Genomic DNA, 25,340 nt, shown 5'->3' with positions numbered 1-25,340 from the left:
AGGCATCCGGATGTCCGGATGCCTCTTTGTTACGGCTTGGAGCTGATGTTATGTATAAATGTCATGAGGACTGATGCTACAAGCAATACCAATAAGATACACCCGACTTTAGCGGCTGTTTCCCAGCCGCTGAAAAAAGCAAGGCTGTTGATTGATTCCTGGCCCTTGAAGATCATATACACCGATAAAGGCGTTAAGATGACCACGCCTGTCCCCTTTAATAAAAGGGCTTTACGGCTTTCCTTTTTCGATTCATCCCACGAGTACATCAGGATGAACACAAAGCCGCAGAAAGCGATGATATCGGTCAGCATCCCGCTGTCATTCAAGATCCATCTCAAATAGCCTGCGAAAACAACGGATGCAATAAATCCGTAAAATCCCGTTTTCTTCATGCCAAAACCCCCCCATCCAATTATAGCGGATATAAGGAGAAAGCCAACATGACGAGATCCATGCACCTCTAAAAAACGGCTGACCTACAAAAAGAATTGCCATGCCGGCTTTTCCTTATATATCGGCATTCTTTGAATAAGGCTTAAGCTGTTTCTTTGCTTCGGCTTCCCTTGCATCTTTTCCGGCAAAGAAGGTGACCGGATAGGCAATCAAAAGCAGTCCCGCAATAAAAGAGATGATTCCCGGCCACTCAAAGTGAGTCCAGAAAAAACCGCCGAATGAACCGGCTAAGCTTGAGCCGAGATAATAGCTCAGCAAATAAAGAGATGAAGCTTGAACGCGCCGTTCACCCGCCTGCTGGCCGACCCAGGAGCTGGCGATCGAATGCGCCCCGAAAAATCCGAACGTAAAAACGGCGATGCCGGCAATTTTCAGCGGCAGCCAGGTAAAAAGCGTGATCAAGGCGCCTGAAGCCATGATGGCGATTGCGATCTTAATCATGAATGAAGTGCCGTAGCGGTCGGCTTTCTTTCCCATGTAAACCGAGCTGAGCGTTCCTGCCAAATAGACGATAAAAATCAAACCGATAATCGTTTGCGACAGCCGGTAAGGAGGGCCCATCAATTGAAATCCGATATAGTTGAACATCGTGACAAAGCTGCCCATTAAGATGAAGCCGAGGGAAACGAGCAGCATGAGCCGTCCGTTCACAAAGACAGACCGGTAGGCCAGGCATGTTTTTTTTAGATTGGTTTGCTTTCTTGCAGAGTGCCGCGGCTGCGGCAGGAAAACCCAAAACAGATAGCTTAGTACGACACAAATGATGCCGATGATGGCGAGCGCATCCCTCCAGCCGAAAAGGTCTGTCAAAAGGCCGGTCAACAGCCTTCCGCTCATGCCTCCAAGGCTCGTGCCGCTTATGTAGAGTCCCATCATTTTTCCGAGTCCCTTCGGATCGAACTCTTCGCCGACATACGTCATGGCGATGGCTGGAACGCCTGCAAGGAAAAAACCAAGAAGCCCCCTCATTACAAGCAGGGCGGCAAAATTCGGACTGAACGCCGTTAAAAGTCCGAGGACAGATGTTGCAAAAAGCGACATCGTCATGATGTTTCTAAGGCCAAACCCGTCCGCCAATGCGGCTGCAGCTAGCAAAGCAAACGCCAGTATACCGGTTGAAATGGATAATGTTAAGCTTGCAGACGCGGCTGATATGCCGAACTCTTTCGCAAATACCGGCATCAGCGGCTGTGTGGTGTACAATGTCGCAAATATGACAAAACCGCTGATAAATAATGCAATGCTTGCTTTTTGATAAACCTTTGTATGCGGCTGAATGTAATTCATGCTGGTCCCTCATTTCGGAAATCTGCTCTATGATTCATCCTACGCTTTCATTTGCAATGTGTCTAATTTATAATAACTATGATTATAATACGTTTTGGTTATGATAAAGAGGTGAGACAGTGGAGCTCCATCAAATTGACAATTTTATTGCGGTCAGCAAGCATCGCCACTTTACGAAAGCTGCTATGGAGCAGTGCATTTCCCAGCCGGCTCTGAGCCGGTCCGTCAAAAAGCTTGAAAAAGAATTGGGCGTTCCTTTGTTTATTCGCGGATCAAAGTCCGTCCGGCTCACAAAGTACGGCAAACAGTTTCTCGCCAATGCAAAAAAAGCCCGCCACACGCTCGATGAAGGCGTCCGGCAGGTGAAAAAAAGCGCAGATCCCGACTATGGAGAAATATCGGTGTCTTTTTTGCATACGCTAGGCTCCCGGCTTATGCCGCAGCTGATTGCCGGCTTTAAAAAACGGCACCCGCATGTGGAGTTCAGACTTTATCAAGGGGCGAATGAAGTGCTTCAGCACATGGTGGAAACAGGGGAGGCCGATATTTGCCTGAGCTCTCCGCCTCTGCCGAACGACCTGCTTGAGTGGACCATCCTTGATAAAGAGCAGCTTTATTTGGTGCTGCCCGCCGACCACCCGCTGGCAGGCCAAAACGAAATTGAGATGAAAGCCATTGCGGGGGAGGATTTTGTCGGCTTTAAACAGGGGTATGGGCTTCGCTATGTGTTCGATCAAATGTGCCGGGATCTAGAGATCAGCCCGAAGCTTGCGTTTGAAGGAGAAGAGGTTTCGACCATTTTGGGGCTCGTGTCAGCTGGGCTTGGCGCGGCGATTTTGCCGAAAACGGCTGAGCATGTCCATCTTCCCGTCGCATTCTGCCGTGTTGCGGATTACCGCTCCGAACGGAAGATCGGTCTTGCCGTCTTAAAAGACCACTATTTATCGCCTGCAGCCCTCAACTTTAAGCAGTTTGTCATTGAATACTATCAAAGGAACGCCCGCCCGTAGGCCCGTCTTCCAAAAGAGGCGCGGCAAAAGCCGCACCCCTTAAAAAATGTTTGTTATTTCTCATAATGCTGAAACTGAATATCCAATGTGCGAAGATACGTTTGCAATCCTGCGTCTTGTATCGGAATGATGTAGGCTGCCTCATTTGATTCATTATGGTGGGAATGCCATAACCCCGGCGGTGTGATGAACGCTTTTCCGGTGACCCATTCCACTTTAACCGGATCAATGATTTCCTTGGTATCGGGATCGATTTTGCTCCCGACTAATGTATACGTCCCCGGTGCCGCATAGGCAACAAAGTCGAGGGCGACCGATTTATGGCTGTGGGGCGCTTGCCTTGAACCCGGAGGGACGATGCCGAACATGGCCCACAGCACATGCGTAATGGTTAACGTCTGATCGAATTTGTCATTGTTTAAGAGAACGGAAATACGGTTACGAAAACGGGCGTCAGGGGCATTGGCGGCTTCGGCTAATTTTGCTTTTGCCTGTTCAGCGGTGTACAGAGTCGGTTTGAAGCGAGTTTCTGCGGCATTCACGCCTAAATAGCGAAGAAGCGGCGAATCTGTAATATAATAGATGGATGAGTCTTCAGAAGCGGTATGTCGGCTGTTTGAACCGGCAGGCAGCGTGAAAAAATCGCCTTTATGCCACTCAATCGTTTCTCCGCAGGAAACGGTTGTACCGGCGCCTTCAATCACGTAATATAATTCGCTTGTTGCGTTCGGTTTGGTATTGATCGTATCCCCGGTACGAATCTTGACAAAATGGGCGAGAAGGGACGGGCTTGATGCAGGATAATCCGTTTTAAGCTCGTTTGAAATGTCCAAAGGAATGATCCGCGTTTCCCCGGAACGGTATAATTCAGGACCGAACTCTTTAATTGGAACCGGGCTGATGATTCCGCTTCCAACCGGATCGGAAGCAGTGGTATACTCGAAAAAACGGGCATGCTTTGTCAACTGTTCGGCACGGGTTTCAGAATGGGCAGACATACGAAAACCTCCTGTTATTTTTTGATAATTCTATCATATTTCACATGGAAGATGTTAGCAAACTGATAAAAAGATAAAGAAAGAGGGATTGGTTGTGGCAAAAGGATTGAACGGAAAACGAATTGCGATCGGCGGTTCGCGAAAAATAGACGAAATCAGCACGCTCATCGAAAAACAAGGCGGAATTCCCGTCGTCCGCTCTCTGCAGGGAACCGTTTTTTTGGCGGAAAAAGAGGTTGAACCCGATTTGAAGGCATTTGTTGAAAATGGTGCCGATTGGGTGATATTTACGACCGGGATCGGTACTGAAACGCTTGTCAATGTAGCTGAAAAACTTGGAATCGGCGAACGCTTTTTGCAGGCGATCCGCAGGGCAAAAGCGGCATCAAGGGGCTACAAAACGATCGCTGCCTTGAAAAAGCTCGGCATTACCCCGGAAGCTTCCGATGAAGACGGAACGACGGGAGGACTGATTCGCGCGCTGGAGCCTTACGATTTGACCGGAAAACGGGTCATGGTGCAGCTTCATGGAGAAAATGCGCCGTCACTTTTGAGGTTTCTGGAGGAGAAAGGGGCGTCCGTATGTCCGATTCTGCCTTACAGGCATATCCCTCCGAAAGAGGAAACCGTTGCTTTATTGTGCCGGGAGATCGCAAGCCGCGAGGTCGATGCGGTTTGTTTCACGACGGCCGTTCAAGTCCGTTCGCTATTCAATTATGCGAGAGAAAAGGGTGCAGCCGAAGACATCGTCAAAGCTTTTGGGGAATCCGTTTTAGCGGCAGCCGTCGGGAAGGTGACGGCGGAAGCGCTGAAGGAAGAAGGCATAGATCGGCTGCTTGCCCCTGAGCTGGAACGGATGGGGGCGATGATCATGGAGCTGTCCCGTTATTATTCATAGCGCTAAACACAAACGACATTCCAAAACAAAGGAATGTCGTTTTTGCTACTTCAATTTATCATTCAACACGCTGTCCTCCAAGACCGCGAATTTGTCTCCGTAAACTTTCGTAATGTGCTTTGCTCCCCAATCGCACAGGGAATCCAATATGTCTTTTAACGTCCACCCGTATTCGCTGAGCTCATATTCGACTTTCGGCGGAACCTGCTGGTACACGATCCGGTTAATGACGCCGTCATCTTCTAATTCGCGCAATTGCTGGGTCAGCATTTTTTGCGTAATGTTCGGCATGAGGCGCTTCAATTCGCTCGTCCGCTTTTTGCCGTGCGTCAAATGGCAAAGGATGACGCACTTCCACTTTCCGCCGATAACTTCAAGGGTTGCTTCGACAGAGATATTGTATTTTTTCTGCTTCATCTTCATCCTCCGATCTGATAGGCACTTAAAAGTACCTATCATACTTTTTGGTTCCTATGATACTTAAAAGTACGTACTTTTTTTCATCACTGATATGTACCATAATATCATTTGCCGGCGATCATTTGCTATACAAAAAATCAAGGGGGAATGATATGTCTTCTTTTCAAAACAAACGAAGCATACCGGCGCTTTTGGCTTTAGCCGTCAGCGCATTTGCGATCGGTACGACAGAATTTATCAGCGTCGGCCTGCTGCCGCTCATTGCGGACGATCTGGATATTTCGGTTACGACAGCAGGGCTGACTGTTTCTTTATATGCCCTGGGCGTAACATTCGGGGCGCCCGTGTTAACATCTGTAACGTCCCTTATGTCGCGGAAAACATTGCTGCTTTTGATTATGCTGGTTTTCATGATCGGAAACGGCATCGCCGCGTGTGCCGGCAGCATTGGCATCCTCTTGGCGGCCCGCGTTCTTTCGGCCTTTTCGCACGGGGTATTTATGTCAATCGGCTCAACGATTGCTGCAAGCCTTGTGCCGGAAAATAAAAGGGCGGGCGCGATTTCCATTATGTTTACGGGACTCACCGTGGCGACGATTACGGGTGTTCCGATCGGAACCTTTATCGGGCAGCAATTCGGCTGGAGGCTTGCTTTTACGGCCATCGTTGCCGTCGGCGCGATTGCTTTTATCGCAAACAGCATCCTTGTGCCGTCCAATTTGCCAAAAGGCGCCCGGACGACGTTCCGAAGTCAGTTTAAGCTTGTGACCAATGTCCGCTTATTGCTTTTATTTATCATTACGGCTTTGGGGTACGGCGGCACGTTTGTCGTTTTCACTTATTTATCCCCGCTCCTTCAGCATGTCACAGGTTTTAAACAGGAGGCCGTCGCACTTATTTTGCTCGTGTACGGAATTGCGATCGCAATCGGCAACATCATCGGCGGAAAGGCTGCAAACAAAAAGCCGCTGGCTGCATTGTTTTATATGTTCATCGCCCAGGCGGCCGTGCTTTTCGCCTTGACGTTTACAGCGCCTTTTAAGGTTGCGGGCTTGATAACGATCATGTTAATGGGCTTGCTGGCTTTTATGAATGTTCCGGGGCTGCAGGTCTATGTCGTCATGCTTGCTGAACGGTTCGTACCGGGTGCGGTGGATGTCGCATCCGCCGTCAATATCGCAGCATTTAACGCAGGCATTGCCATCGGCTCCTACTTAGGGGGCATCATAACGGAGTCGATCGGGATCATCCACGCCCCATGGACCGGGGGAGTCATGGTTGTCTGTGCCGTTCTGCTTACAGGCGTGAGCCTTATGCTCGAACGAAAAGAGAAAAAACAGGGACCGGTGCTGCAAGAGTCTCTGCGGGACTGCATTTAAAAAAATAAACGAAAACAGGAGGTCAATGATGACTGCAAAACATTTACAGGATCGAACAGAATTGCATAATGGAGTAAAAATGCCTTGGTTTGGCATCGGGGTATTTAAAGTGGAAGAAGGCCCGGAGCTGGTAAATGCCGTAAAGACGGCGATTAATCACGGCTATCGGAGCATTGACACAGCAGCGATATACGGAAATGAAGAGGGAGTCGGAGAAGGCATCCGCCAAGGTTTACAAGAAGCGGGCATTTCGCGCGAGGATCTCTTTGTGACATCAAAGGTATGGAATGAGGATTTGGGCTATGAGGAGACAATCGCAGCCTATGAGAAGAGCCTCAGCAAGCTCGGGCTTGATGATTTGGATTTATATTTGATCCACTGGCCTGTTGAAGGCCGCTATAAAGAGGCGTGGAGAGCGCTGGAGGCCCTTTACAAAGCGGGGCGCGTCAAAGCGATCGGCGTCAGCAATTTTCAAATCCATCATCTTGAAGACTTGATGAAAGACGCTGAAATCATGCCGATGGTCAACCAGGTGGAGTATCATCCGCGCCTGACTCAAAAAGAGCTGCATTCATTTTGCAAGGCGCACGGCATTCAGCTTGAAGCATGGTCTCCATTGATGCAGGGGCAATTGCTCGATCATCCTCTTCTTAAAGAAATCGCGGAAACGCACGGCAAAACCGCAGCACAGGTCATTTTGCGCTGGGATTTGCAAAACGGCGTCATCACGATTCCAAAATCGACTAAAGCGCAGCGCATTGCCGAAAACGCGGATATTTTCGATTTTGAACTGACAAAAGAAGAAATGGCGCAAATCGATGCTTTAAACGAGAACACACGGGTCGGTCCTGATCCGGATAACTTCGATTTTTAAATAAAGACAACACCGTTCGATATGCGAACGGTGTTTGTTTTACCATAAGAATTGATATTCTTTTTCCAGCGCGAGCAGGCGTTTTTTCATTTCCAAGCCGCCCCTGTACCCTGTCAGTTTCCCGTTCTTTCCGATGACCCGGTGACAGGGAACTGCGATCAACAGCGGATTGGCGCCGATCGCCGCTCCCACGGCACGGACGGCCTCCGGCTTTTCGATCCTTTCGGCGATGTCCTAATATGAGCAAGTTTCTCCATAAGGAATGTCCTGCAATGCTCGCCAGACGGACAATTGAAAGGGGGTTCCGCAGAGGTCGACAGGAAAGCTGAAATCTTTCCGTCCGCCGTTCACATACGCGGCCAGTTCATCCGCGTAAGTCCGCAATGCTTCATCATCGAGCACTGCACAATCGGCAAGGTCCCGCTTGGCAAACCAGGCAGCCAGTTCATCATATGAGCCCGTAAAACAAAGGCCCGCAGCGGTCGCCGCCATATACAGATTCCATTCGTCAGCTTTAAGCTTGCTCCAATATACGATTTGGCCGGTCATTGCTCCGCCTCCCGCTTCAATTGACGAAACGACGTCGGCGTTTGCCCTGTTTTCTTTTTAAACAGGGCGGAAAAGTAATCCGCATTTGCAATGCCGACTTTGGCGGCGATTTGTGCGATCGTTTCGTCTGAAGCGGCAAGAAGCTTGCCCGCTTCACATATCCTTTTTCGGCTCATGTATTCAAGCGGAGAAACGCCTTTGATCCGTTTGAACGTCCGCTGAAGATGAAAAGGGCTGGCATGGCACATTTCAGCCAATTCAGAGAGCGTCAGCGGCTCGTGATAGCGTTCGCCGATGATCAGAGCGGCCCGCTCCGCCAGCTCCTCATCAGGCAAAAGAGGTCCGTCCGGATTGCATCGCTTGCAGGGGCGGTATCCTTCTGACAAAGCTTTTTGCGCATTCGGGAAAATGCGTACATTGTCAATGTGAGGGACCCTCGATTTGCAGGAAGGACGGCAAAATACGCCTGTCGTTTTAACCGCATAATAAAACACTCCGTCATATGATGAATCGTTTTCAACAATAGCCCGCCAATTTTCAGGCGTGAGGCCGGATTTGTCATTCATGTGATCACCCCGATGTATGTCAGTATAACCCGAAAGCGGTCCGGTGCGGTGGCTTTGGGAATGAAAAAGCAAGATGACAAAGGCCATCCTCTCCGAATTGATCTGATGACCTGTATAGTGTTACAGTGAAAGAAGATTTGAAGAGGTGAGGGTATTGGTCAAAGCAGTGGATCACGCCTCCTGAAATAAAAAATCATTCTATTTTAGGAGGCTAACCATGAATTTTCAAAGAATTGATCTTGAACATTGGCACAGAAAACCTTATTTTGAGCATTACATGAACGCCGGAAAATGCTCATTCAGCATGACGGCAAACATTCGCATCACCGGATTGCTCGACAGGCTGCGTGACAAAAATATAAAGCTTTATCCCGCATTTATTTACATGGTGTCAAAGGTCGTCAACGCCTACCCCGAATTTAGAACGGCATTCAATGACAAAGGGGAATTGGGATATTGGGAACGGCTGAACCCGTGCTATACGATCTTTCATCAAGAGGATAAGACCTTTTCTGCCGTATGGTCGGAATACTCGGAAGAATTCCCGCATTTTTATCAGACGTATCTTGGAGATATCGAGCGGTTTGGAGACAAAAAAGGGCTGTGGGCAAAAAAAGACGTGCCCGCCAATTCATTTTCGGTCTCTTCGATTCCGTGGACCAGCTTTACAAGCTCCTGAGCTTCATCTTGCAAATACAGAGTACCTGCTCCCGATTATTACGAACGGAAAATACTTTTCTCAAGGGAATGATGCCTATTTACCCGTTTCCCTGCAAGTCCACCATGCCGTGTGCGACGGTTATCATGCCGGCGTTTTTATGAATGATGTAGAGCGTTTGGCCGATTGCTGCGGGGAATGGCTCCTTTAGATGCTAAAAAAAGTCCTTCTCAACGTGAGAGGGACTTTTTTAGAAGCTATTCTTTCGTCAGCCATTCTTTCACGACCAAAACGGAAGAGCCGTTTTCGATGAGCGGATCGGACTGTCCGATTTGTTTTGCTTCTTCAATAGAATGGGCGCGGATGAGGTATGCACCGCCTGTTTCATCGCTGAAAGGGCCGTACAATTCTAAACGGTTTTCCGCTTTCAGCCGATCCAAAAAATCGTAATGAGCAGGCACATATGCAGTGTTAAAGTTTTCTGTCCGGGTCGTCAGCATTAAATATCTTTTCATGATAAGTTCCTCCCTCAAAGTACCTCTATTTTAACATTAATCACCCGGAGGTTGCTGTTTCAGGTGCTTTCGGTAATGGGCATCATGAATCAAGCGGATCGCCGGCCTGATTAAAAGCTGAAAGCTTCCGATTGCAAAAAGCCAATTCCCCTCCTCCTTTCATAGATCAGAAAAAATCTGTGTAAAGCACTTTTACTTTTTCTTACCTGTATCAATCGTTTTTTTCCTTTATCTCATGTGCCGCGGCTTTTTCCCTCCCATCTCCCTCAGAAATTTTCTGATAAACGAGAATGACTGGTATTCCTAATACTATGATAAATAGACTGCTATTTTCCGGCGTTTCCGGTGCATTATAATTCGAATATCGTTTAGGGAGGTGACAAGATGGAAAAAGACAACCGAAAAAAGGCGGACGGGATTTCTGGCGGGCTTGTATTTCTAATGGCGGTTGCTTCAGGGGTCACCGTTGCTAATATTTATTTGAATCAAGCGCTATTGGTCAGCATGGGGCATACGTTTCACGTTACAGCTGCACAGGCGGGGATGATCGCTACAATCACCCAAGCCGGCTATGCACTGGGGAATTTCATGCTGGTTCCTCTTGGCGACATTTTTGAAAGGCGACGCCTGATTGTTGCTTTACTGTTCCTCGTATGTCTATGCTCTACAGGGTCAGCGCTTGCTGCAAATTTTTCCTGGCTTGCGGCCGCACAGCTTTTGTTAGGTTTTTTCACGATTATTCCGCAAATTATCGTTCCCTTTGCAGCCGATTTAGCACATGAAAACGAGAGAGGAAAAGTGCTTGGAAATGTTGCGATTGGCTTGGTGTGCGGAATATTGGGGGCAAGGCTGATCAGCGGAATCATCGATTCGCATGCCGGCTGGAGGATGGTGTACTGGATAACGTGCGGGTCAACGCTTATCATCATGTTGCTGATTCGCTTGTTTATGCCGAAAAACAAGGCTTCACACACCATTAACTACGGAAAACTCCTTGCATCTCTGGGACCTTTGCTTTTCAGGGAACACACGTTGAGAAAAGCCTGCCTGAGCCAGGGGCTTATGTTTGGCGCCTTTAGTTTATTTTGGACGACTCTCGTCTTCCTGCTGAATGATCCGCCTTATTCTTACGGAAGCCAAGCTGCCGGCATGATCGGACTCGTCGGAATCGGCGGCGCCTTCGCCGCTCCTGTGATCGGACGGATTATTGACAAGAGGGGGGCGGTTTTTGCCAATGTGGTTTGCATGTCTATCTCGCTGCTTGCTTTTATGCTGCTTTTTTCAGGAAAACAATCTTTAATCGCCGTTATCATTGGAGCGTTATTCGTAACAATGGGGACACAAGCCAATCAGGTTGTATGCCAGGCCATGATTTTTCAATTGTCGGCTGATATGAGAAGCCGCCTTAACGGCATGCTCATGGTCATGATTTTCCTGGGGGGCGCGTTGGGCTCATATGCGGGTGTTTTGGCCTGGACCGAATTTCGTTGGACCGGCGTTTGCTTGCTTGGAATGTTCATGATCGGCATTGCCTTTACTTCGCTTTTGATTCCCGATCAGTCAGCCCAAGAAATAGAGAGGGAATAAATGGATCATACAAACGAAAATGATTATAAAGGGCCTAAAGTATGAAAACAATTCGATAAAGATCATTATATGGCGTTCGTAAACAGCTTCAAATATTCGTGCCAGTGGGCTAAAATACGATATTAACGCTGCCTATGAAGTGTTTGCAGAAAGAAACCGGAATAAGGCGCGTTTCATATTCATTTTGCTCCCGATTCATGTAGAATCATATTAAGAAGATTCCCGCATGCCGGAGGAGTGAGTGCCTTTGAGTAGAATAAAAGAGAAAAGGAAAGAGCTCGGCGATTTTTTGAAGTTAAAAAGGTCAACTGTATCACCTGAAGAATACGGGTTGCCGATAGGCCCCAGAAGAAAAACGAAAGGGCTCAGAAGAGAAGAGCTGGCACAGCTCTCAGGGATAGGAGTGACCTGGTATACGTGGCTCGAGCAGGGGAGGGATATCCAAGTATCGACACAGGTGCTGGAAAGCATCTCAAGAGTGCTCAAATTAAACTATGAGGAAAAAAAGCATGTCTTTCTTTTGGCCGGACAGCAAATTCCGCTGTATCATAGGGAAAGTTCCAGACAGGATTTGAGCCCGGTCGTCCAGAACCTTATCAAACACAATTTAAAGGCTTGTCCCGTTTACATCACAGACGAAAAATGGGACGTGATTGCCTGGAATGAAGCTGCTTGCGCGGTGTTCGGCGATTTTAACCGCATGAGCAAAAAAGAAAAGAACGCGATCTGGCGTTGTTTTTGTTCCAAAGAATATCAAAGCCTTTTCGCAGATTGGGAAAGTCATGCAAAAAGATTGCTTGCGCAGTTTCGCGGAACGGCGGCAAGGTTTTTCGGGGAGGAATGGATCAGGGAGCTGACAGATGAATTGTCCGATAAAAGCCCCGAATTCCGAAGGTGGTGGAATCATCATGAAGTGCTCGGAACGCCCCCCGGTGAAAAAGAGATACGCCACCCCCTGGCAGGCGCCATGTTTATGGAGCATGTCACTCTGCAAATATACGATTCGCCCGATTTGAAGCTGACGGTCTCTAGACCCCTGGAAAAAGAGGACACGATCGCAAAGCTCAATCGTTTGCTATCTGCCCGATCCATCAGCTCGTAAAAGAGGCCGTATTTTTACCGCGGTCATGAACATGGAGGATCCCCATGCTTTAGATGAAACTTAAGCATGCATGATCCGCCCGCGGAAATAAACAAAAATAGCCCGGATATCGGGCTATTTTGCATGGTATTACCGCTCGCATGCATAATTGTCGTGATCGCGGTCCATTTTAGCCTGGTAAGCAGGATGGGAGCTTGGAATACCGTTTGGGTATTTCTTTCTCAATTCGGTACAATTGGCAAACGTTTCTTTGCCGCCTGATGCCGGAGCGGAAGAATTTGAGTCTTTGCTTGCTGCAGCAGATTTTTTCGCGGAGTCCGACTTGAGCGCTGTCTTTGTTTTTCCAACGACGCATCCGTTGAACCCTTTGTCTGTCGCATAGCCGGACTTGCTCCATATCGCAATGTGCTTTTTCTTAGCGGTGTTTTCAACCTTTTGATATTCATCTACGTACTTTGTATTTGGCGGATATATGTAGGCTACCCTTGCAAGGCCGTCCTTTAAAAGCTGTTCCTGAACCGACTTTCCGTCAGCGTATACATAGGCCAGCAATCTTCCGTACTTGTCAGTGCGGCCGCCTTTATCAAATTCCAATTCCAGCTTGCCGCTTTCGACCAGTTTTTTGTTTTCTTCAGAAGCTTCTTTTCCGTATGGCTGAACGCATGAATTCGGTTTTTTTGTTTCCGGCGTATCGACAAGCAAATAGCGGACTGTTTTTACTTTTCCATTATATTTGACTTTAATCGTGTCGCCGTCGACTGCACGGACAAGGGTGACAGCCGCGCGATCTGTACGACCGTCATCCGCTGCACCGGATCGTTCTGGTTTTGAGCCGGAAACGGCACTGGAATTGCAGGCTGCCAAAGAAAAACTGAACACGAGGGCAGCGATTGCCAAACAACATTTTTTCAAAGCAAAATCCCCCTAAGCTGTAATTTGAACAAACTATATCATCAGCTAAAAAAGTAAAATTTTCAAGGGGAATTTTATTTTCAAAGCCGTTTTTCTTATCGTTCCTTTGCTTTATCCGCTCCTCCAAAAATATCTGGATTGCTTATTGATAAATTCGTGCCAATGAAATTGCTGACGGTAATATAAATAAAAAATCCAACAAAAGCTCCAGGGTCTCTTCCAAACAGGAGAATACTCAAAGAGATAAAAGTAACGGCCATCATGACATCAACAAGCAAACTAATTCTACGATGTTGTTTAAAATATTCTCTTACGTTCCTAATCTTGTTCATTATGCACCTCTGGATGAAATATTACATAGAAAATCGTACCATTTTCATAGAGTACAACGCAAACTGAACCGAATGCTGGCCATTTTACCCGTCGTCACTATGAGTTAAATTCCGAAAAAGCGATGACATAGTGCCTGAACGTTTCGGCCGCAGGTGATAAATAACGTCTTTGTTGTACTTGTTTTTTATTACGCAGGTTCAAGCATTTGCGGAACAGCCGGGGGATTGTTTTGCTGATTTTGGCTGGCTGGGCGTGGCCGTCATGTACTGTCATGCTCCTCGTTGCTTTATTTCTGTCTGTATTGCTGGCAAAAAAGGATGAAGCGCTGAAGGGGGCTTAAGAAAAAAGAGCTGTCATCAGACGGCTCTTTTTCATTTAGTCTTTTGGAATCGCATAAAATCTGGTACATTAATAGTGAAGAATGAAAAAACACGATCCGGTTGGTAGTCCGGATGCATGTCTATCATGTCAGTAACCTTCCCCTCCTCGGGATGTCCATCATTCTTCTGTCACATTAATAGAGGAGGGAATCGTTATGAAATTAACGATTTACTATGACGGCCAGTTTTGGGTTGGAATCGTTGAGATTGTACAAGAGGGAAAATTAAAGGCATTCCGCCATTTGTTCGGCAAAGAGCCGAAGGATTCGGAAGTGCTGCATTTTGTTTACCATCAGCTTGCCGAATTGATTTCTCAAGCCGAAAAGGAAGGAATCAGCGTAAAAGCTGAAGCGAATAAGAAGATCAATCCGAAAAGGTTGCAGCGGCTCGTTTCCAAAGAAATGAAGAATGCCGGTAGGTCAATGAAAGCCCAGCAAGCGATCAAACAGGAGCTTGACGCAAAAAAAGCGATGAAAAAGCGCTTGAAAAAACAGCAGCGCGACATCGAAAAGGAGCAAAAGTACCTGCTGAGAAAGCAAAAAGCGAAAGAAAAGCACAGGGGAAAGTAGCGGATCCAGCTCGTGGTTATCCTTTCCGTTTTTCCATCCATGAACATAGCTGTCTATTAGAACTGAGAAAGCCCTCTAAATATTAGAGGGCTTTCGAATGTTTATACGGCACGCTTTTTCCTTTATTCAGCCTGATGAGCCTTCGCTTTTCGCATTTTATAAATCGCAATCAGCAAAATAAACCAGGCAGGAGTTACAAACAAGGAAACGCGGGTATCTTCCGCAAGTGCGAGAACCACGAGAATAAACGCCAGGAAGGCGAGAATCAGGTAATTGGAAAGCGGATAAAGCGGCATTTTAAATTTGTTTTCTTTAGCCAAATCAGGTTTTGTTTTTCGGTATTTCATATGGCAGATGACGGTGATTCCCCAAATAAAGATGAAACATACGGTGGAAATGCTAGTAATCAGCGTAAATACGCCTTCAGGCATGATATAGTTCAGCGTAACACCGATTAAAATAACGATAGTTGAAAAGAACAGCGCATTGTTCGGTACTTTACGGGAAGTCAATTTTGCCAATGAAGAAGGTGCATTGTTTTCTTTGGCAAGCGAGTATACCATCCGGCTTGTGCTGAATACCGCGCTGTTGCACGCAGAAGCCGCGGATGTGAGCACAACAAAATTGATAATGCTCGCCGCCGCCACGATTCCGATCGCTGCGAAGACTTGAACGAACGGGCTTTCGCTCGGATTAATGGCATTCCAAGGATAGATGCTCATAATGACAAGCAAGGCGCCGATATAGAAAAGGAGAACCCTGATCGGAATATTGTTGATCGCTTTTGGAATGACTTTTTCCGGGTCTTTTGTTTCGCCCGCTGTAAGCCCCACAAGCTCAATCCCAACAAACGCAAAAACTACCATCTGGAACGAGAGGATAAAGCCGTTAAACCCGTTCGGGAACATGCCGCCGTGGTTCCAAAGGTTCGTAAAGCTTGCTGCGCCGGATTGCGTGGTAAAGCCTGTGAAAATCATAAAGAGACCAATGACGATCAGCGCCAGGATGGCAATGACTTTAACCAATGCAAACCAGAATTCCATTTCTCCAAAAAGCTTGACTGTTGCAAGGTTCATAATGAGCAGAATGATAAGCGCGATTAACCCCGGCACCCATTGCGGAACGCTTGGCAGCCAATACTGGGTATAGAGGCCGACTGCCGTTAAATCGGCCATCGCGATTGAAATCCAGCAAAACCAGTAGGTCCAGCCGGTGATAAACGCCGCCATTTTTCCTAAATAGTCTTGTACGAAATCGACGAACGAGTGATACTCCAAATTCGATAAGAGCAGCTCTCCCAAGGAGCGCATAATCAAAAAGCAAATGATCCCTGTGATCAAGTAAGCAAATAAAATCGACGGTCCTGCAAAATGTATCGATTTTCCCGACCCAAGAAACAAGCCCGTTCCAATCGCCCCGCCGATCGCGATTAATTGGACATGCCTGTTTTTTAAACCCCTCGACAATTTTTGTTTATGTATATCATTTGTCACTCTTTTGTCCCCCACTTTGTTTTGTTGTCTCAACTTTCGTTATTTTTATGTATTGATTATACACCAAAATGGTTATTTAGAAACTATTTTTTAGGAGTTTCGGCCAAGATGCCGTCAGCAAGAACACGGTGCATTTGGTCTTACGTTTCATCAAAAAGGCTTCAGGGAAAGATGCGGATTCAGCTGAAGGCAACCCTGTGATCCCCGGGAAAGCGGCCATCCAGAAGGGCTGTTCAGTTCAGAAAATTCATTTTCACCGATATCAGAATTTTCCCCAATATATTCCCTGAGAGTGGTAAACTGTTTACAGATTGATACTTTAGGAGGAGGAAAGCCGTGAGAGTTTATAAGAAAAAAACACTAATATCAGAAATGAGATCATGTTCAGATGAATATAAAAGCAAAAAAGAGCGGTTCGCCAATCTTCAAAAGGCCTTTTTCGATTCGGCGGACTTCCGCGGTTTTCTATAGAGACATGTTCACCCGATTGTGCAATCCTGCTGATAATATTGAAGCCTAACCGGCTTGATGACAAAGGATGAATCTCATGAAAAGAATCGATAAAATATACCGCCGGCTGCTGCATCATTTTCGTGAAGTTTCCCCGGATCAGCTTTTGCAGATGCAAGGTCTTTCAGCAAAGGATATCGCCCAAGAGTTGCAAATGGAGCGTTCCAATGTCAGCTTTGAATTGAACAACCTCGTCCGCGCTAAAAAAGCGATAAAGGTGAAGACGTTCCCTGTCCGTTACGTTCCGGTGGAAGTCATTGAAAGAACATTCAACATTAAATGGAATACAGCAAAGATGGAAGTAGACGAACTTCATCAGTGTTCCGGCAATCAAAAAAGGGTGCCCCGGAAAATTTCCACCAATCCTTTGGAACTGATGATCGGAGCAAAAGGCAGCTTAAAGAAAGCGATCTCCCAGGCGAAAGCAGCCGTCTTTTATCCTCCGCACGGTCTGCATATGCTGCTTTTAGGGCCGACAGGTTCCGGCAAATCCCTTTTTGCGAACCGGATTTATCAATTTGCGATTTACTCTGACATTCTCAAACCCGGTTCTCCTTTTATTACATTTAACTGTGCGGATTACTATAACAATCCTCAATTATTGCTCTCTCAATTATTCGGGCATAAAAAAGGATCGTTTACAGGCGCTGACCAAGACAAAGCCGGTTTAGTCGAACAGGCCGACGGAGGCATTCTGTTTATGGATGAAATCCACCGCCTTCCTCCCGAGGGTCAGGAAATGCTGTTTTATTTTATTGACAGCGGCGCTTATAACAGGCTTGGCGAAACGGAGCACAAGCGTACATCGAAAGTATTGTTTATTTGCGCTACGACAGAAAACCCGGGTTCTGCATTGTTGAAAACATTTTTGCGAAGAATTCCGATGACCATACATATCCCTTCGCTTGAAGAACGGTCTCTTAAAGAAAGAGTTGAGCTGACAACGTTTTTATTGGGAAAAGAAGCGGAGCGGATCAAGAAAAATCTGAATGTGCACATCGATGTATATAATGCCCTTATTCATTCCGCCACATTCGGGAATGTCGGGCAGCTGAAATCAAATGTGCAGCTCGTTTGTGCTCACGGTTTTTTGCATCATCTTGACAGGGATGATGCTGTCGAACTGACCGTCCGGGATCTGCCTGATGACATCAAACAGGACTGGATTTCAAGCAGCAAAAATATCGAGAGAAGCAAAATGATTTCCGAATATGTAAATATCACCACCATCATATCGCCGATAGTGGAAGACGAAACAACCAAAATCGATGATGATCTTTCATTTAATTTGTATGATTTGATTGAGGAAAAGGTCAACATTTTAAACAAAGAAGGCTTATCAAAAAAAGAAATTAATCAATATATTTTGACTGACCTTCATTTGCATGTCAGAAGTTTTTTTCATCAGCGAACGTTTCAAAACTACAACTTACTGAAATTTGCCGACGATAAAGTGATTCGCCTTACGAAAGAGCTGAAAGAAGTTGCCGAACATGAGCTGAATTGCAAATTTGACCGCAAATTCATCTATTTTTTGAGCATGCATGTTGATGCATTTTTAAAACGTGGCAAGCAAACTGATGTCTTAAATGCACAGGAGACTGACGAAATCCGCGATACCTATGTGAAGGAATATCAAGTTGCACTGATATTTAAAGATAAAATTCAAGAGTATTTTAGAGTCGTCGTTCCGGAAATAGAAGTGATCTATTTAACGATGCTGATTCAGTCGATCAAATCGTTGGAGGCGAACAAAAGAGTGGGGATTGTCGTCGCCGCGCACGGAAACAGTATGGCGAGCTCCATGGTGGACGTAGCGATTGAACTTTTAGGCAGCACTCCGATTGCGGCGGTTGACATGCCTCTTGCGGTTTCTCCGTCGCAAATCATGGAGCGCCTGGAAGCGAAAATTAAACAAGTGGATAAAGGAGAAGGAGTATTGATGCTTGTCGACATGGGATCGCTTGCGATGCTGGGAACGAAGCTCGAAGAAAAAACGGGCATCAATATTAAAACGATCAGCAATGTCACGACATCAATGGTGCTCGATGCCGTCAGAAAGGTTAATTATCTGAATTTAAATTTGCATGCCATATATGAATCGGTTACAAAGGATTTTACCGAGCTGTGGGGCCGCACACCTCAGTCGCCCGGCAAAAAGAAGGCACTGGTCTCCATTTGTACGACCGGGAGCGGAACGGCAAAAAAACTCGAAGAGATCTTAACAACAATCGTCAATCAGGCCGCAGACGACCCGATCAAAATCCTGACCGTTTCGTCTATTAAATTAGCAAACAGCATAAAAGAAATCGAAAAAGAGTATGAGATCCTTGCCACAGTGGGAACGAAAAATCCGAAGATCAATGCTCCCCATGTATCTCTTGAAGTGTTAATAGAAGGGGAGGGCGAGCGGGTGATCCATCAGGCGATTACAAAAGGCAACGTCCCTCCGGGCGATGGACTGGCCGGTGCAAACATCATGGTACGGGAGCTTTGCGAGGATAGTTTGAAAAAGTATCTCGTTTTCTTAAATCCCTATCATATTATTGACATTTTATTAGAGTGGCTGCAAACGATTCAAGATGAATTAGGCATCATGCTAAACAATGCGGTGATGATCAAAGTTATTATGCACACCGCTTTTGCTTTCGAAAGGGTGATTAAAGATCATCCGATTGCTTTTTCAGAAGAGGATGCAATTGACGATCAGCTGAAAAAAGTTTACCACATAACAGAACGGACGTTAAAGCCTTATGAACAGAAGCTTGGGCTTGCAATCAGCGAAGATGAAAAATTATTTATAGCCGCCATCTTTGCCGAAGAGCTGCATGGCCAGGTGTTTTAAAAGCTGTTTTTTTACTTGAACCTGTATTAAATGGACCTCCATTTTAATACAGGTTTATTTTTTTGTTTTGAATGTGTTTCAAAACAAAAAAGAGATTGGTTGAAAACGCTTAATAAATTTGTGTTGGCACGAAACTTGCATCATAAAAGAGCGAACGCCAAAAGAAAGGAGCAAACATCAATGATTTCAGTTATTATCAGCGGTCATGGAGATTTTCCAATAGCACTGAAAGAGTCGTCAAACATGATTTTCGGCGAAGAAGACCATCTGACGGCGGTGCCGTTTTTGAAAGGGGAAGGCATCCAAACATTGCAGAAAAAATATCAGCAGACGCTAAAGCGCATTCCAAAGGAACATGAGGTGCTGTTTTTAGTGGATATATTTGGCGGAACGCCATACAACGCGGCCGCTCCTTATATCGTGAAGGATCAAAGAATGGATATGGCGGCCGGGGTGAACCTGCCGATCCTGCTGGAGGTATTAAGCCTGAGAGGACATATGCCGCTTAAAGAACTGCTGAACAGGCTGAAAACAATGAGTCAGGAAAGCTTCCAGGTGTGCAGCGAACATTTAGAACATGCGATAAGAGCCGAAAGAGAGGATAAATTGTGATGAACATTGTATTAGCTAGGATTGATGACCGCTTTATTCACGGCCAGGTGCTGACCAGATGGATTAAAATCCATGCGGCTGACCGCATCATCGTTGTCTCAGATGATGTGGCGGCAGATGACATGAGAAAAACGCTGATTCTTTCTGTTGCCCCCTCAAATGTTAAAGCGAGCGCCGTCTCTATTTCAAAAATGGCAAAAGCGTTTCACAGTCCGCGGTATGAGGAGACAACAGCGATGCTGCTATTTGAAAAACCGGGCGATATTGTATCCCTGATTGAAGCAGGGGTCCCCATTAAAACGGTAAATGTCGGAGGCATGCGTTTCGAGCATAACCGCAGGCAGATCACAAAATCAGTCAGCGTGACAGATCAAGATATAGAGGCGTTTGAACAACTGAACGAATTGGGGGTGAAGCTGGAATTGAGACAGCTCCCTTCAGATACAAGCGAAGACTTTATGCAGATTTTGAGAAACGTCGCAAAATAGAAAAGGGGGGTATGAGAAGATGTCTTCCATACAAATTATATTGCTGTTGATCATTGCAGGCATTACCGGTATCGCAAGCGTATTGGACGAGGGACAGACGCACCGTCCGCTGATTGCCTGTACATTGGTCGGGTTGGTGCTCGGAGACCTGAAAACCGGCATCATTTTGGGCGGAACCCTTGAACTGATGGCATTGGGCTGGATGAATGTCGGGCTCGCCATGGCGCCGGATACGGCCATCGCTTCTGTGATCTCAACCATTTTGGTGATTACCGCCGATCAGGGAATCGGCGAAGGAATTGCCGTCGCAGTAGCATTGGCAGCCGCAGGGCAGGCGCTGACGATTTTTGTCCGCACGATTACCGTCTTTTTAATCCACCGCGCTGACAAATACGCCAAGGATGGGAATATGAAAGGAATCGAAATCATGCATATTACAGCAATGGTGTTTCAGGCGCTCAGAGTTATGATCCCGACGTTGATTGTGGCGCTGATCAGCGTCAGCGCTGTTCAGGCTTTCTTAGGGAATATTCCCGAAGTCATTACAAAAGGTCTCCAGGTAGGCGGAGGAATTATCGTTGTCGTCGGGTATGCGATGGTGATCAATATGATGAACATTCCTTACTTGAAGCCATTCTTCTACATCGGCTTTTTGTTGGCGGCGTTTACAGACTTCAATCTGGTCGGGTTCGGCGCTCTCGGACTGTGCCTTGCCCTTCTGTATCAGCAGGTCATGCAAAAAAACAGCGCGCAGGGAGCGGTCGCAGCAGCAGCCGCAAACAGCAGCTCGGCTGCTTACGATGATGATGATGATCTTGATGCCTAATCAATGAGGAGGGGACCGAAGAAGATGGAGACAGAAAAAAGATTAACAAAGAGAGAAATTTTCAGCATGTTCATTCGTTCAAATTTTTTGCTCGGATCTTTTAACTTTGAGCGTGTGCAGGCAATGGGCTATTGCTATGTGATGATTCCGGCGATTAAAAAACTGTACGGTCCGGGAGCGAAAAGAAACGAAGCATTGCAGCGCCATCTCGAATGGTTCAATACACACCCGTGGCTGACAGCACCGATATTCGGCGTGACGGCCGCCATGGAAGAAGAGATGGCCAATCAAAAAGGAATTGATGCAAAAGCGATCAGCGGTATGAAAATCGGGTTAATGGGACCGCTCGCGGGTGTGGGCGATCCGATTTTCTGGGGGACGCTGCGCCCGGTGTTAGCGGCTTTGGGGGCATCGCTCGCCTTAGGAGGGAACATTGCCGGGCCTCTGCTGTTCTTTTTCTTCATCAATGCCATAAGATTAAGTACGAAATATTACGGTTTAAAGTACGGCTATGTGAAAGGAATGGAAATTCTTCAGGATTTGGTCGGGAACCGGATTCAAAAGCTGACCGAAGGCGCTTCGATACTCGGATTGTTTGTCATGGGGGCTCTTGTCTCAAAGTGGACCACCATCAACATCCCAATCGTCGTTTCCAGAATTAAGAACGAATCAGGCAAAGTGGAGGTTCAAACGGTGCAGAGTATTTTGGACAGCATCATGCCGGGGGTGCTGCCTTTAGGTTTGACGCTGCTCGTCGCGTGGATGCTGCGAAAAGGCGTGAATCCGCTTCTTATTATATTCGGCATTTTTATCATCGGTATTCTCGGTTATTGGGCCGGTTTTTTGGCATAAGGTTTTGGAAGTCATCCCGAATTCTTAAAAACAGCCGCCCCCGGCATTTCCGGCGGGGGCGGCTGTTTGGAGCAAAATCGGAATGTGCTTGAATATCCAATAAAGATAGGAAGGGAGAGGGTGAATAAAGTGAAAAAGAGGCTGCTTCAATTCGGAGCAATGCTGACCATGATGCTGCCGGCCGGGCCTGTTTACGCAGCCGACCCAAGCTACTATGAGGAGGAACATCGGCCAAGGTACCACTTCACTCCTGAAGCGAACTGGATGAATGATCCAAACGGAATGGTCTATTATGCTGGGGAATACCATCTGTTTTATCAATATCATCCATATGGTTTGCAGTGGGGGCCGATGCACTGGGGCCATGCGGTCAGCAAGGATTTAGTCAGGTGGGAGCATCTTCCGGCCGCGCTGTCACCGGATGATAACGGCACGATTTTTTCTGGCAGCGCCGTAGTCGATTGGAACAATACAGGCGGTTTTCAGACCGGAAAAGAAAAGCCGCTCATTGCCGTTTATACGCAGGACCGCGAAGGGGAACAGGTCCAGAGCATCGCTTACAGCAATGACAAAGGAAGAACATGGACGAAATATCCGGGCAATCCCGTCATTCCGAACCCGGGAAAAAAGGATTTTCGCGATCCGAAAGTATTATGGCATGAAGAAACAAAAAGGTGGGTGATGGTGCTGGCGGCCGGTGACCGAATCATGATATACACATCTCCCAACCTGAAGGAATGGACCTATGCGAGCGAATTTGGAGAGGGGCAAGGCAGCCATGGAGGCGTATGGGAATGTCCTGATTTGTTTCAGCTTTCAGTAGACGGCAATCCGTATGAAAAGAAATGGGTGATGCAAGTCAGTGTTGGAAACGGGTCCGTCTCGGGAGGATCAGGCATGCAATATTTCGTAGGCAGCTTTGACGGCAAGTCTTTTAAGAATGAAAATCCGCCGGGCAAAACCCTATGGACGGACTACGGCAAAGACTTCTATGCGGCTGTCTCCTGGTCCGACATCCCGTCTTCAGACGGACGCAGGCTTTGGCTGGGATGGATGAGCAATTGGCAATATGCAAACGATGTTCCTACATCCCCGTGGAGAGGGGCCATGACGATTCCAAGAGAGGTAAAATTGAAAGCGTTTTCTGACGGAGCCAGAATTGTGCAAGCCCCGGTAAAGGCGCTGCGTTCGATCAGAGGAGCCTCTCAAGGGTGGCGGCATAAGATTATATCCTCCGCAGGCCGCAGCCTGCCGGCTAATTTACCGGGAGACTCCTACGAAATCAATGCAGAATTTCAAGTGAGCGCCGGATCGGCTTCTGAATTCGGTTTTAAGGTTCGAAAAGGAGAAAATCAATATACAAAAATCGGCTATCATCAGGGAAACGGCACTCTGTTCGTTGACCGCAGCCAAACCGGAAACGTCGCCTTCCATCCAAGCTTTAACACCGGAAAGCAGGCTGCTCCGTTGAAGCCGGTGAATGGCAAGGTGAAGATGCGCATTTTTGTCGACCGCTCTTCTGTCGAAGTATTTGGAAACGATGGACAGCAAGTGCTGACCGACCTCATCTTCCCGGATCAATCGAGCAACGGGCTGGAGGTGTATGCTTCAAACGGTTTTGTAAAGCTAAATTCCCTAACGATTCATCCTCTGAAAAAAACTTGGGGAAAGTCCCCTCTCAAGTCAAACCTCGCGGGCTGGACGACCGTAAACGGGTTGTGGGCCGACACCATTGATGGAAAACAAGGACGCTCTGACGGTGATTCTTTTATTACATCTTCAGCTTCCGGAACAGACTTCACTTACGAATCCGACATTACGATTAAAGATGGCAATGGAAGGGGGGCTGGAGCCCTTGTCTTTCGGGCTGGTCAAGATGTGAAAAACGGCTATCTGGCCAATGTGGATGCCAAGCATGACGTAGTCAAATTTTTCAAATTTGAAAACGGATCAGCCTCTGTCATAGCCGAGCACAAAACACCGATAGATGTCAATAAAACGTATCATCTGAAAACTGTCGCCCGAGGCGCAAACGTTAAAATCTATTTGGATGACCGTTTGGTGATTGATGCGCATGATTCAACATTCAAACATGGAACATTCGGTTTGAACGTATGGGAGGCAACGGCAGTCTTTCAGAATGTGTACGTTAATCAATGACAAAGGGCCGGGATTTTGGATCCCGGCCTTAATGCCTTCATAGGACGGTGGGGATGTGCAATTTTTCCAGGGGAACGTTAGCTAGCACGGGACAAAAACGCGCTTCACGATAATTATTGAAAATCGACCCACACCGAGCCTTGCTCTGCTGAACGCACGCAATTTTCGACCCAGCGTATGCCCTCAATGCCGGCGTCAATATCAGGATAAATCAGGTTTTGTAACGTTTGTTTATCTCCGCGGTTTTTGGCGCCAATCGCGACGGCGAATTTCAAGCACATCGTACCGACCGCTCCGTTTTCATAATGCATCAAGACGTAGGCATTATCCTCGAGCGGGGCGCGGCTCTTGACGAAGCTCTGGCGGTCGCACAGCAGCTCTTTTATGTTCATGTGCGGCATAATGAGCTGTGACATATAATAGGTGTGAGTCGACAGATCGCCCAGCACAAAGCTTGGTCCGGCGATTGCAGGGTCGACGCGCCATTTTTGTGCATCGCTGGTTTTTTCGACTTCATCTGTTGCGCTGAATCCGTGTGTATACTGCAAATCAACCAGGCGAATATCGCCGATTTGCCCCTGTTCAATCATAGCGCGCATTTGAAGCAGCATTTGATTGCCGGAAAAACCGTACGTCACGCCGACAATTTTTCCTTTTTTCTCCGCAAGGGCTTTGATTTCATAGCCCTCTTCTGAGGTGAAAAACATCGGTTTTTCACAGATGACATGCAAATCCGCTTCAAGCGCAGCCTTGCAGATTTCATAATGGGTGCGGTTCGGAGTGGCAATCGAGACCACCTCTATGCCATCGTCTCGCTTGGCTTCTTCCGCAAACATCGTTTGATAATCGGGATAACAGCGTTCTGCACTCACTCCGATGTTCATCCCGAAGTCTTTTCCCCTTTCAGCATCAATATCAAATGCGCCGGCTGTTAATTGAAAGGCTGTATTGTCTCTCAACGCGCCTGTGCGATGTTTATATCCAACCTGGCTGAGCCTTCCTCCGCCTACCATTGCCCAGCGCAAAGGCGTTGAAATGATCCTTTCTCCATTCAGCATGAC

Annotated in this window: 23 protein-coding genes and 3 pseudogenes; 14 read left to right on the top strand and 12 right to left on the bottom strand. The window is 47.0% G+C overall.

All coding sequences use genetic code 11. The features are described 5' to 3' along the window. Nucleotides 1–29: 29 nt before the first annotated feature. Nucleotides 30–395, bottom strand: coding sequence for a YoqO family protein (locus tag NSQ39_RS12715; RefSeq protein WP_175075627.1), 366 nt, complete (start codon nt 393–395; stop codon nt 30–32). Between the two features lie 115 nt (nt 396–510). Next, nucleotides 511–1,743: an MFS transporter gene (locus tag NSQ39_RS12710; protein ID WP_046131505.1), complete on the bottom strand. Its 1,233-nt coding sequence runs from the start codon at nt 1,741–1,743 to the stop codon at nt 511–513. Nucleotides 1,744–1,862: 119 nt separating this feature from the next. On the opposite strand from NSQ39_RS12710, the gene NSQ39_RS12705 reads away from it, so the two are divergent. Next, nucleotides 1,863–2,753, top strand: a complete 891-nt coding sequence (locus tag NSQ39_RS12705) for a LysR family transcriptional regulator (protein WP_335496914.1) — start codon at nt 1,863–1,865, stop codon at nt 2,751–2,753. Nucleotides 2,754–2,806: 53 nt separating this feature from the next. Here NSQ39_RS12705 and NSQ39_RS12700 read toward each other — a convergent pair whose 3' ends face one another. Beyond that, a complete protein-coding gene (locus NSQ39_RS12700; protein ID WP_335496912.1) occupies nt 2,807–3,751 on the bottom strand; it encodes a cupin in 945 nt (314 codons plus the stop codon). A gap of 94 nt (nt 3,752–3,845) precedes the next feature. On the opposite strand from NSQ39_RS12700, the gene NSQ39_RS12695 reads away from it, so the two are divergent. Then, nucleotides 3,846–4,649, top strand: coding sequence for a uroporphyrinogen-III synthase (locus tag NSQ39_RS12695; protein ID WP_046131508.1), 804 nt, complete (start codon nt 3,846–3,848; stop codon nt 4,647–4,649). A 45-nt stretch (nt 4,650–4,694) separates the two neighbouring features. On the opposite strand, the gene NSQ39_RS12690 is transcribed toward NSQ39_RS12695, so the two are convergent. Beyond that, nucleotides 4,695–5,066, bottom strand: coding sequence for a winged helix-turn-helix transcriptional regulator (locus NSQ39_RS12690; RefSeq protein ID WP_048353586.1), 372 nt, complete (start codon nt 5,064–5,066; stop codon nt 4,695–4,697). Nucleotides 5,067–5,221: 155 nt separating this feature from the next. On the opposite strand from NSQ39_RS12690, the gene NSQ39_RS12685 reads away from it, so the two are divergent. Beyond that, the gene (locus NSQ39_RS12685; RefSeq protein WP_046131510.1) at nt 5,222–6,448 is read left to right on the top strand and encodes an MFS transporter; all 1,227 of its coding nucleotides are present in this window, start codon (nt 5,222–5,224) and stop codon (nt 6,446–6,448) included. A gap of 25 nt (nt 6,449–6,473) precedes the next feature. Next, on the top strand, nt 6,474–7,322 hold the full coding sequence (locus NSQ39_RS12680) for an aldo/keto reductase (RefSeq protein WP_046131511.1): 849 nt from the start codon (nt 6,474–6,476) through the stop codon (nt 7,320–7,322). Between the two features lie 39 nt (nt 7,323–7,361). Here NSQ39_RS12680 and NSQ39_RS12675 read toward each other — a convergent pair. Continuing rightward, nucleotides 7,362–7,871, bottom strand: a pseudogene (locus NSQ39_RS12675) (methylated-DNA--[protein]-cysteine S-methyltransferase). Further along, entirely contained in the window at nt 7,868–8,437 is a 570-nt protein-coding gene (locus NSQ39_RS12670; RefSeq protein WP_046131598.1) for a bifunctional transcriptional activator/DNA repair enzyme AdaA, read from the bottom strand. The pseudogene NSQ39_RS12675 and the gene NSQ39_RS12670 overlap by 4 nt, the downstream one beginning before the upstream one ends. A gap of 217 nt (nt 8,438–8,654) precedes the next feature. Between NSQ39_RS12670 and catA the strand changes: the two are divergent. After that, nucleotides 8,655–9,306 (top strand): annotated as a pseudogene (catA, locus tag NSQ39_RS12665) (type A chloramphenicol O-acetyltransferase). 46 nt (nt 9,307–9,352) lie between these two features. Here catA and NSQ39_RS12660 read toward each other — a convergent pair. Continuing rightward, on the bottom strand, nt 9,353–9,610 hold the full coding sequence (locus tag NSQ39_RS12660; protein ID WP_046131512.1) for a YciI family protein: 258 nt from the start codon (nt 9,608–9,610) through the stop codon (nt 9,353–9,355). A gap of 36 nt (nt 9,611–9,646) precedes the next feature. After that, nucleotides 9,647–9,760, bottom strand: a pseudogene (locus NSQ39_RS12655) (YrhK family protein); the annotation flags it as partial. A gap of 234 nt (nt 9,761–9,994) precedes the next feature. Here NSQ39_RS12655 and NSQ39_RS12650 point away from each other — a divergent pair. Together NSQ39_RS12650 and NSQ39_RS12645 are read left to right on the top strand one after the other, a co-directional pair. After that, entirely contained in the window at nt 9,995–11,197 is a 1,203-nt protein-coding gene (locus tag NSQ39_RS12650; RefSeq protein WP_046131513.1) for an MFS transporter, read from the top strand. A gap of 247 nt (nt 11,198–11,444) precedes the next feature. After that, complete coding sequence (locus tag NSQ39_RS12645; protein ID WP_046131514.1) at nt 11,445–12,299, top strand: helix-turn-helix transcriptional regulator; 855 nt, start codon at nt 11,445–11,447, stop codon at nt 12,297–12,299. A 129-nt stretch (nt 12,300–12,428) separates the two neighbouring features. Here NSQ39_RS12645 and NSQ39_RS12640 read toward each other — a convergent pair whose 3' ends face one another. Both NSQ39_RS12640 and NSQ39_RS12635 read right to left on the bottom strand, forming a co-directional pair. After that, complete coding sequence (locus NSQ39_RS12640; protein ID WP_175075623.1) at nt 12,429–13,211, bottom strand: thermonuclease family protein; 783 nt, start codon at nt 13,209–13,211, stop codon at nt 12,429–12,431. 95 nt (nt 13,212–13,306) lie between these two features. Beyond that, nucleotides 13,307–13,543 carry a hypothetical protein gene (locus NSQ39_RS12635; protein WP_046131516.1) on the bottom strand — a complete coding sequence of 79 codons (237 nt, stop codon included), beginning with the start codon at nt 13,541–13,543 and terminating at the stop codon, nt 13,307–13,309. Nucleotides 13,544–14,079: 536 nt separating this feature from the next. Between NSQ39_RS12635 and NSQ39_RS12630 the strand changes: the two genes are divergently transcribed. Beyond that, nucleotides 14,080–14,493: a YjdF family protein gene (locus NSQ39_RS12630; RefSeq protein WP_216899102.1), complete on the top strand. Its 414-nt coding sequence runs from the start codon at nt 14,080–14,082 to the stop codon at nt 14,491–14,493. Between the two features lie 122 nt (nt 14,494–14,615). Here NSQ39_RS12630 and NSQ39_RS12625 read toward each other — a convergent pair whose 3' ends face one another. Beyond that, nucleotides 14,616–15,986 carry an amino acid permease gene (locus NSQ39_RS12625; protein WP_309245915.1) on the bottom strand — a complete coding sequence of 457 codons (1,371 nt, stop codon included), beginning with the start codon at nt 15,984–15,986 and terminating at the stop codon, nt 14,616–14,618. A gap of 547 nt (nt 15,987–16,533) precedes the next feature. Between NSQ39_RS12625 and NSQ39_RS12620 the strand changes: the two genes are divergently transcribed. From NSQ39_RS12620 to NSQ39_RS12595, 6 genes are all read left to right on the top strand, one after another. Next, nucleotides 16,534–19,341 (top strand): sigma 54-interacting transcriptional regulator, encoded by a 2,808-nt coding sequence (locus tag NSQ39_RS12620; RefSeq protein ID WP_341015227.1) that lies wholly within the window; start codon nt 16,534–16,536, stop codon nt 19,339–19,341. 180 nt (nt 19,342–19,521) lie between these two features. Continuing rightward, nucleotides 19,522–19,953: a mannose/fructose/sorbose PTS transporter subunit IIA gene (locus NSQ39_RS12615; protein WP_175075616.1), complete on the top strand. Its 432-nt coding sequence runs from the start codon at nt 19,522–19,524 to the stop codon at nt 19,951–19,953. Next, a complete protein-coding gene (locus NSQ39_RS12610) occupies nt 19,953–20,441 on the top strand; it encodes a mannose/fructose/sorbose PTS transporter subunit IIB (protein WP_341015223.1) in 489 nt (162 codons plus the stop codon). Before NSQ39_RS12615 ends, NSQ39_RS12610 begins: the two co-directional genes overlap by 1 nt. Nucleotides 20,442–20,460: 19 nt before the next feature. Next, a complete protein-coding gene (locus tag NSQ39_RS12605; RefSeq protein ID WP_046131521.1) occupies nt 20,461–21,267 on the top strand; it encodes a PTS mannose/fructose/sorbose transporter subunit IIC in 807 nt (268 codons plus the stop codon). 24 nt (nt 21,268–21,291) lie between these two features. After that, on the top strand, nt 21,292–22,119 hold the full coding sequence (gene levG / locus NSQ39_RS12600; RefSeq protein WP_046131522.1) for a PTS fructose transporter subunit IID: 828 nt from the start codon (nt 21,292–21,294) through the stop codon (nt 22,117–22,119). Nucleotides 22,120–22,248: 129 nt separating this feature from the next. Beyond that, a complete protein-coding gene (locus NSQ39_RS12595) occupies nt 22,249–24,279 on the top strand; it encodes a GH32 C-terminal domain-containing protein (protein WP_046131600.1) in 2,031 nt (676 codons plus the stop codon). A gap of 113 nt (nt 24,280–24,392) precedes the next feature. Here the strand turns inward: NSQ39_RS12595 and NSQ39_RS12590 are convergent, their stop codons facing one another. Then, complete coding sequence (locus tag NSQ39_RS12590) at nt 24,393–25,337, bottom strand: Gfo/Idh/MocA family protein (RefSeq protein ID WP_175075614.1); 945 nt, start codon at nt 25,335–25,337, stop codon at nt 24,393–24,395. Nucleotides 25,338–25,340 lie beyond the last annotated feature (3 nt).

This window comes from Bacillus sp. FSL W8-0848, from assembly GCF_038007805.1.
GTDB classification, from domain to species: Bacteria; Bacillota; Bacilli; order Bacillales; family Bacillaceae; genus Bacillus; species Bacillus glycinifermentans.
This window is presented reverse-complemented; position numbering and strand designations above follow the sequence as displayed.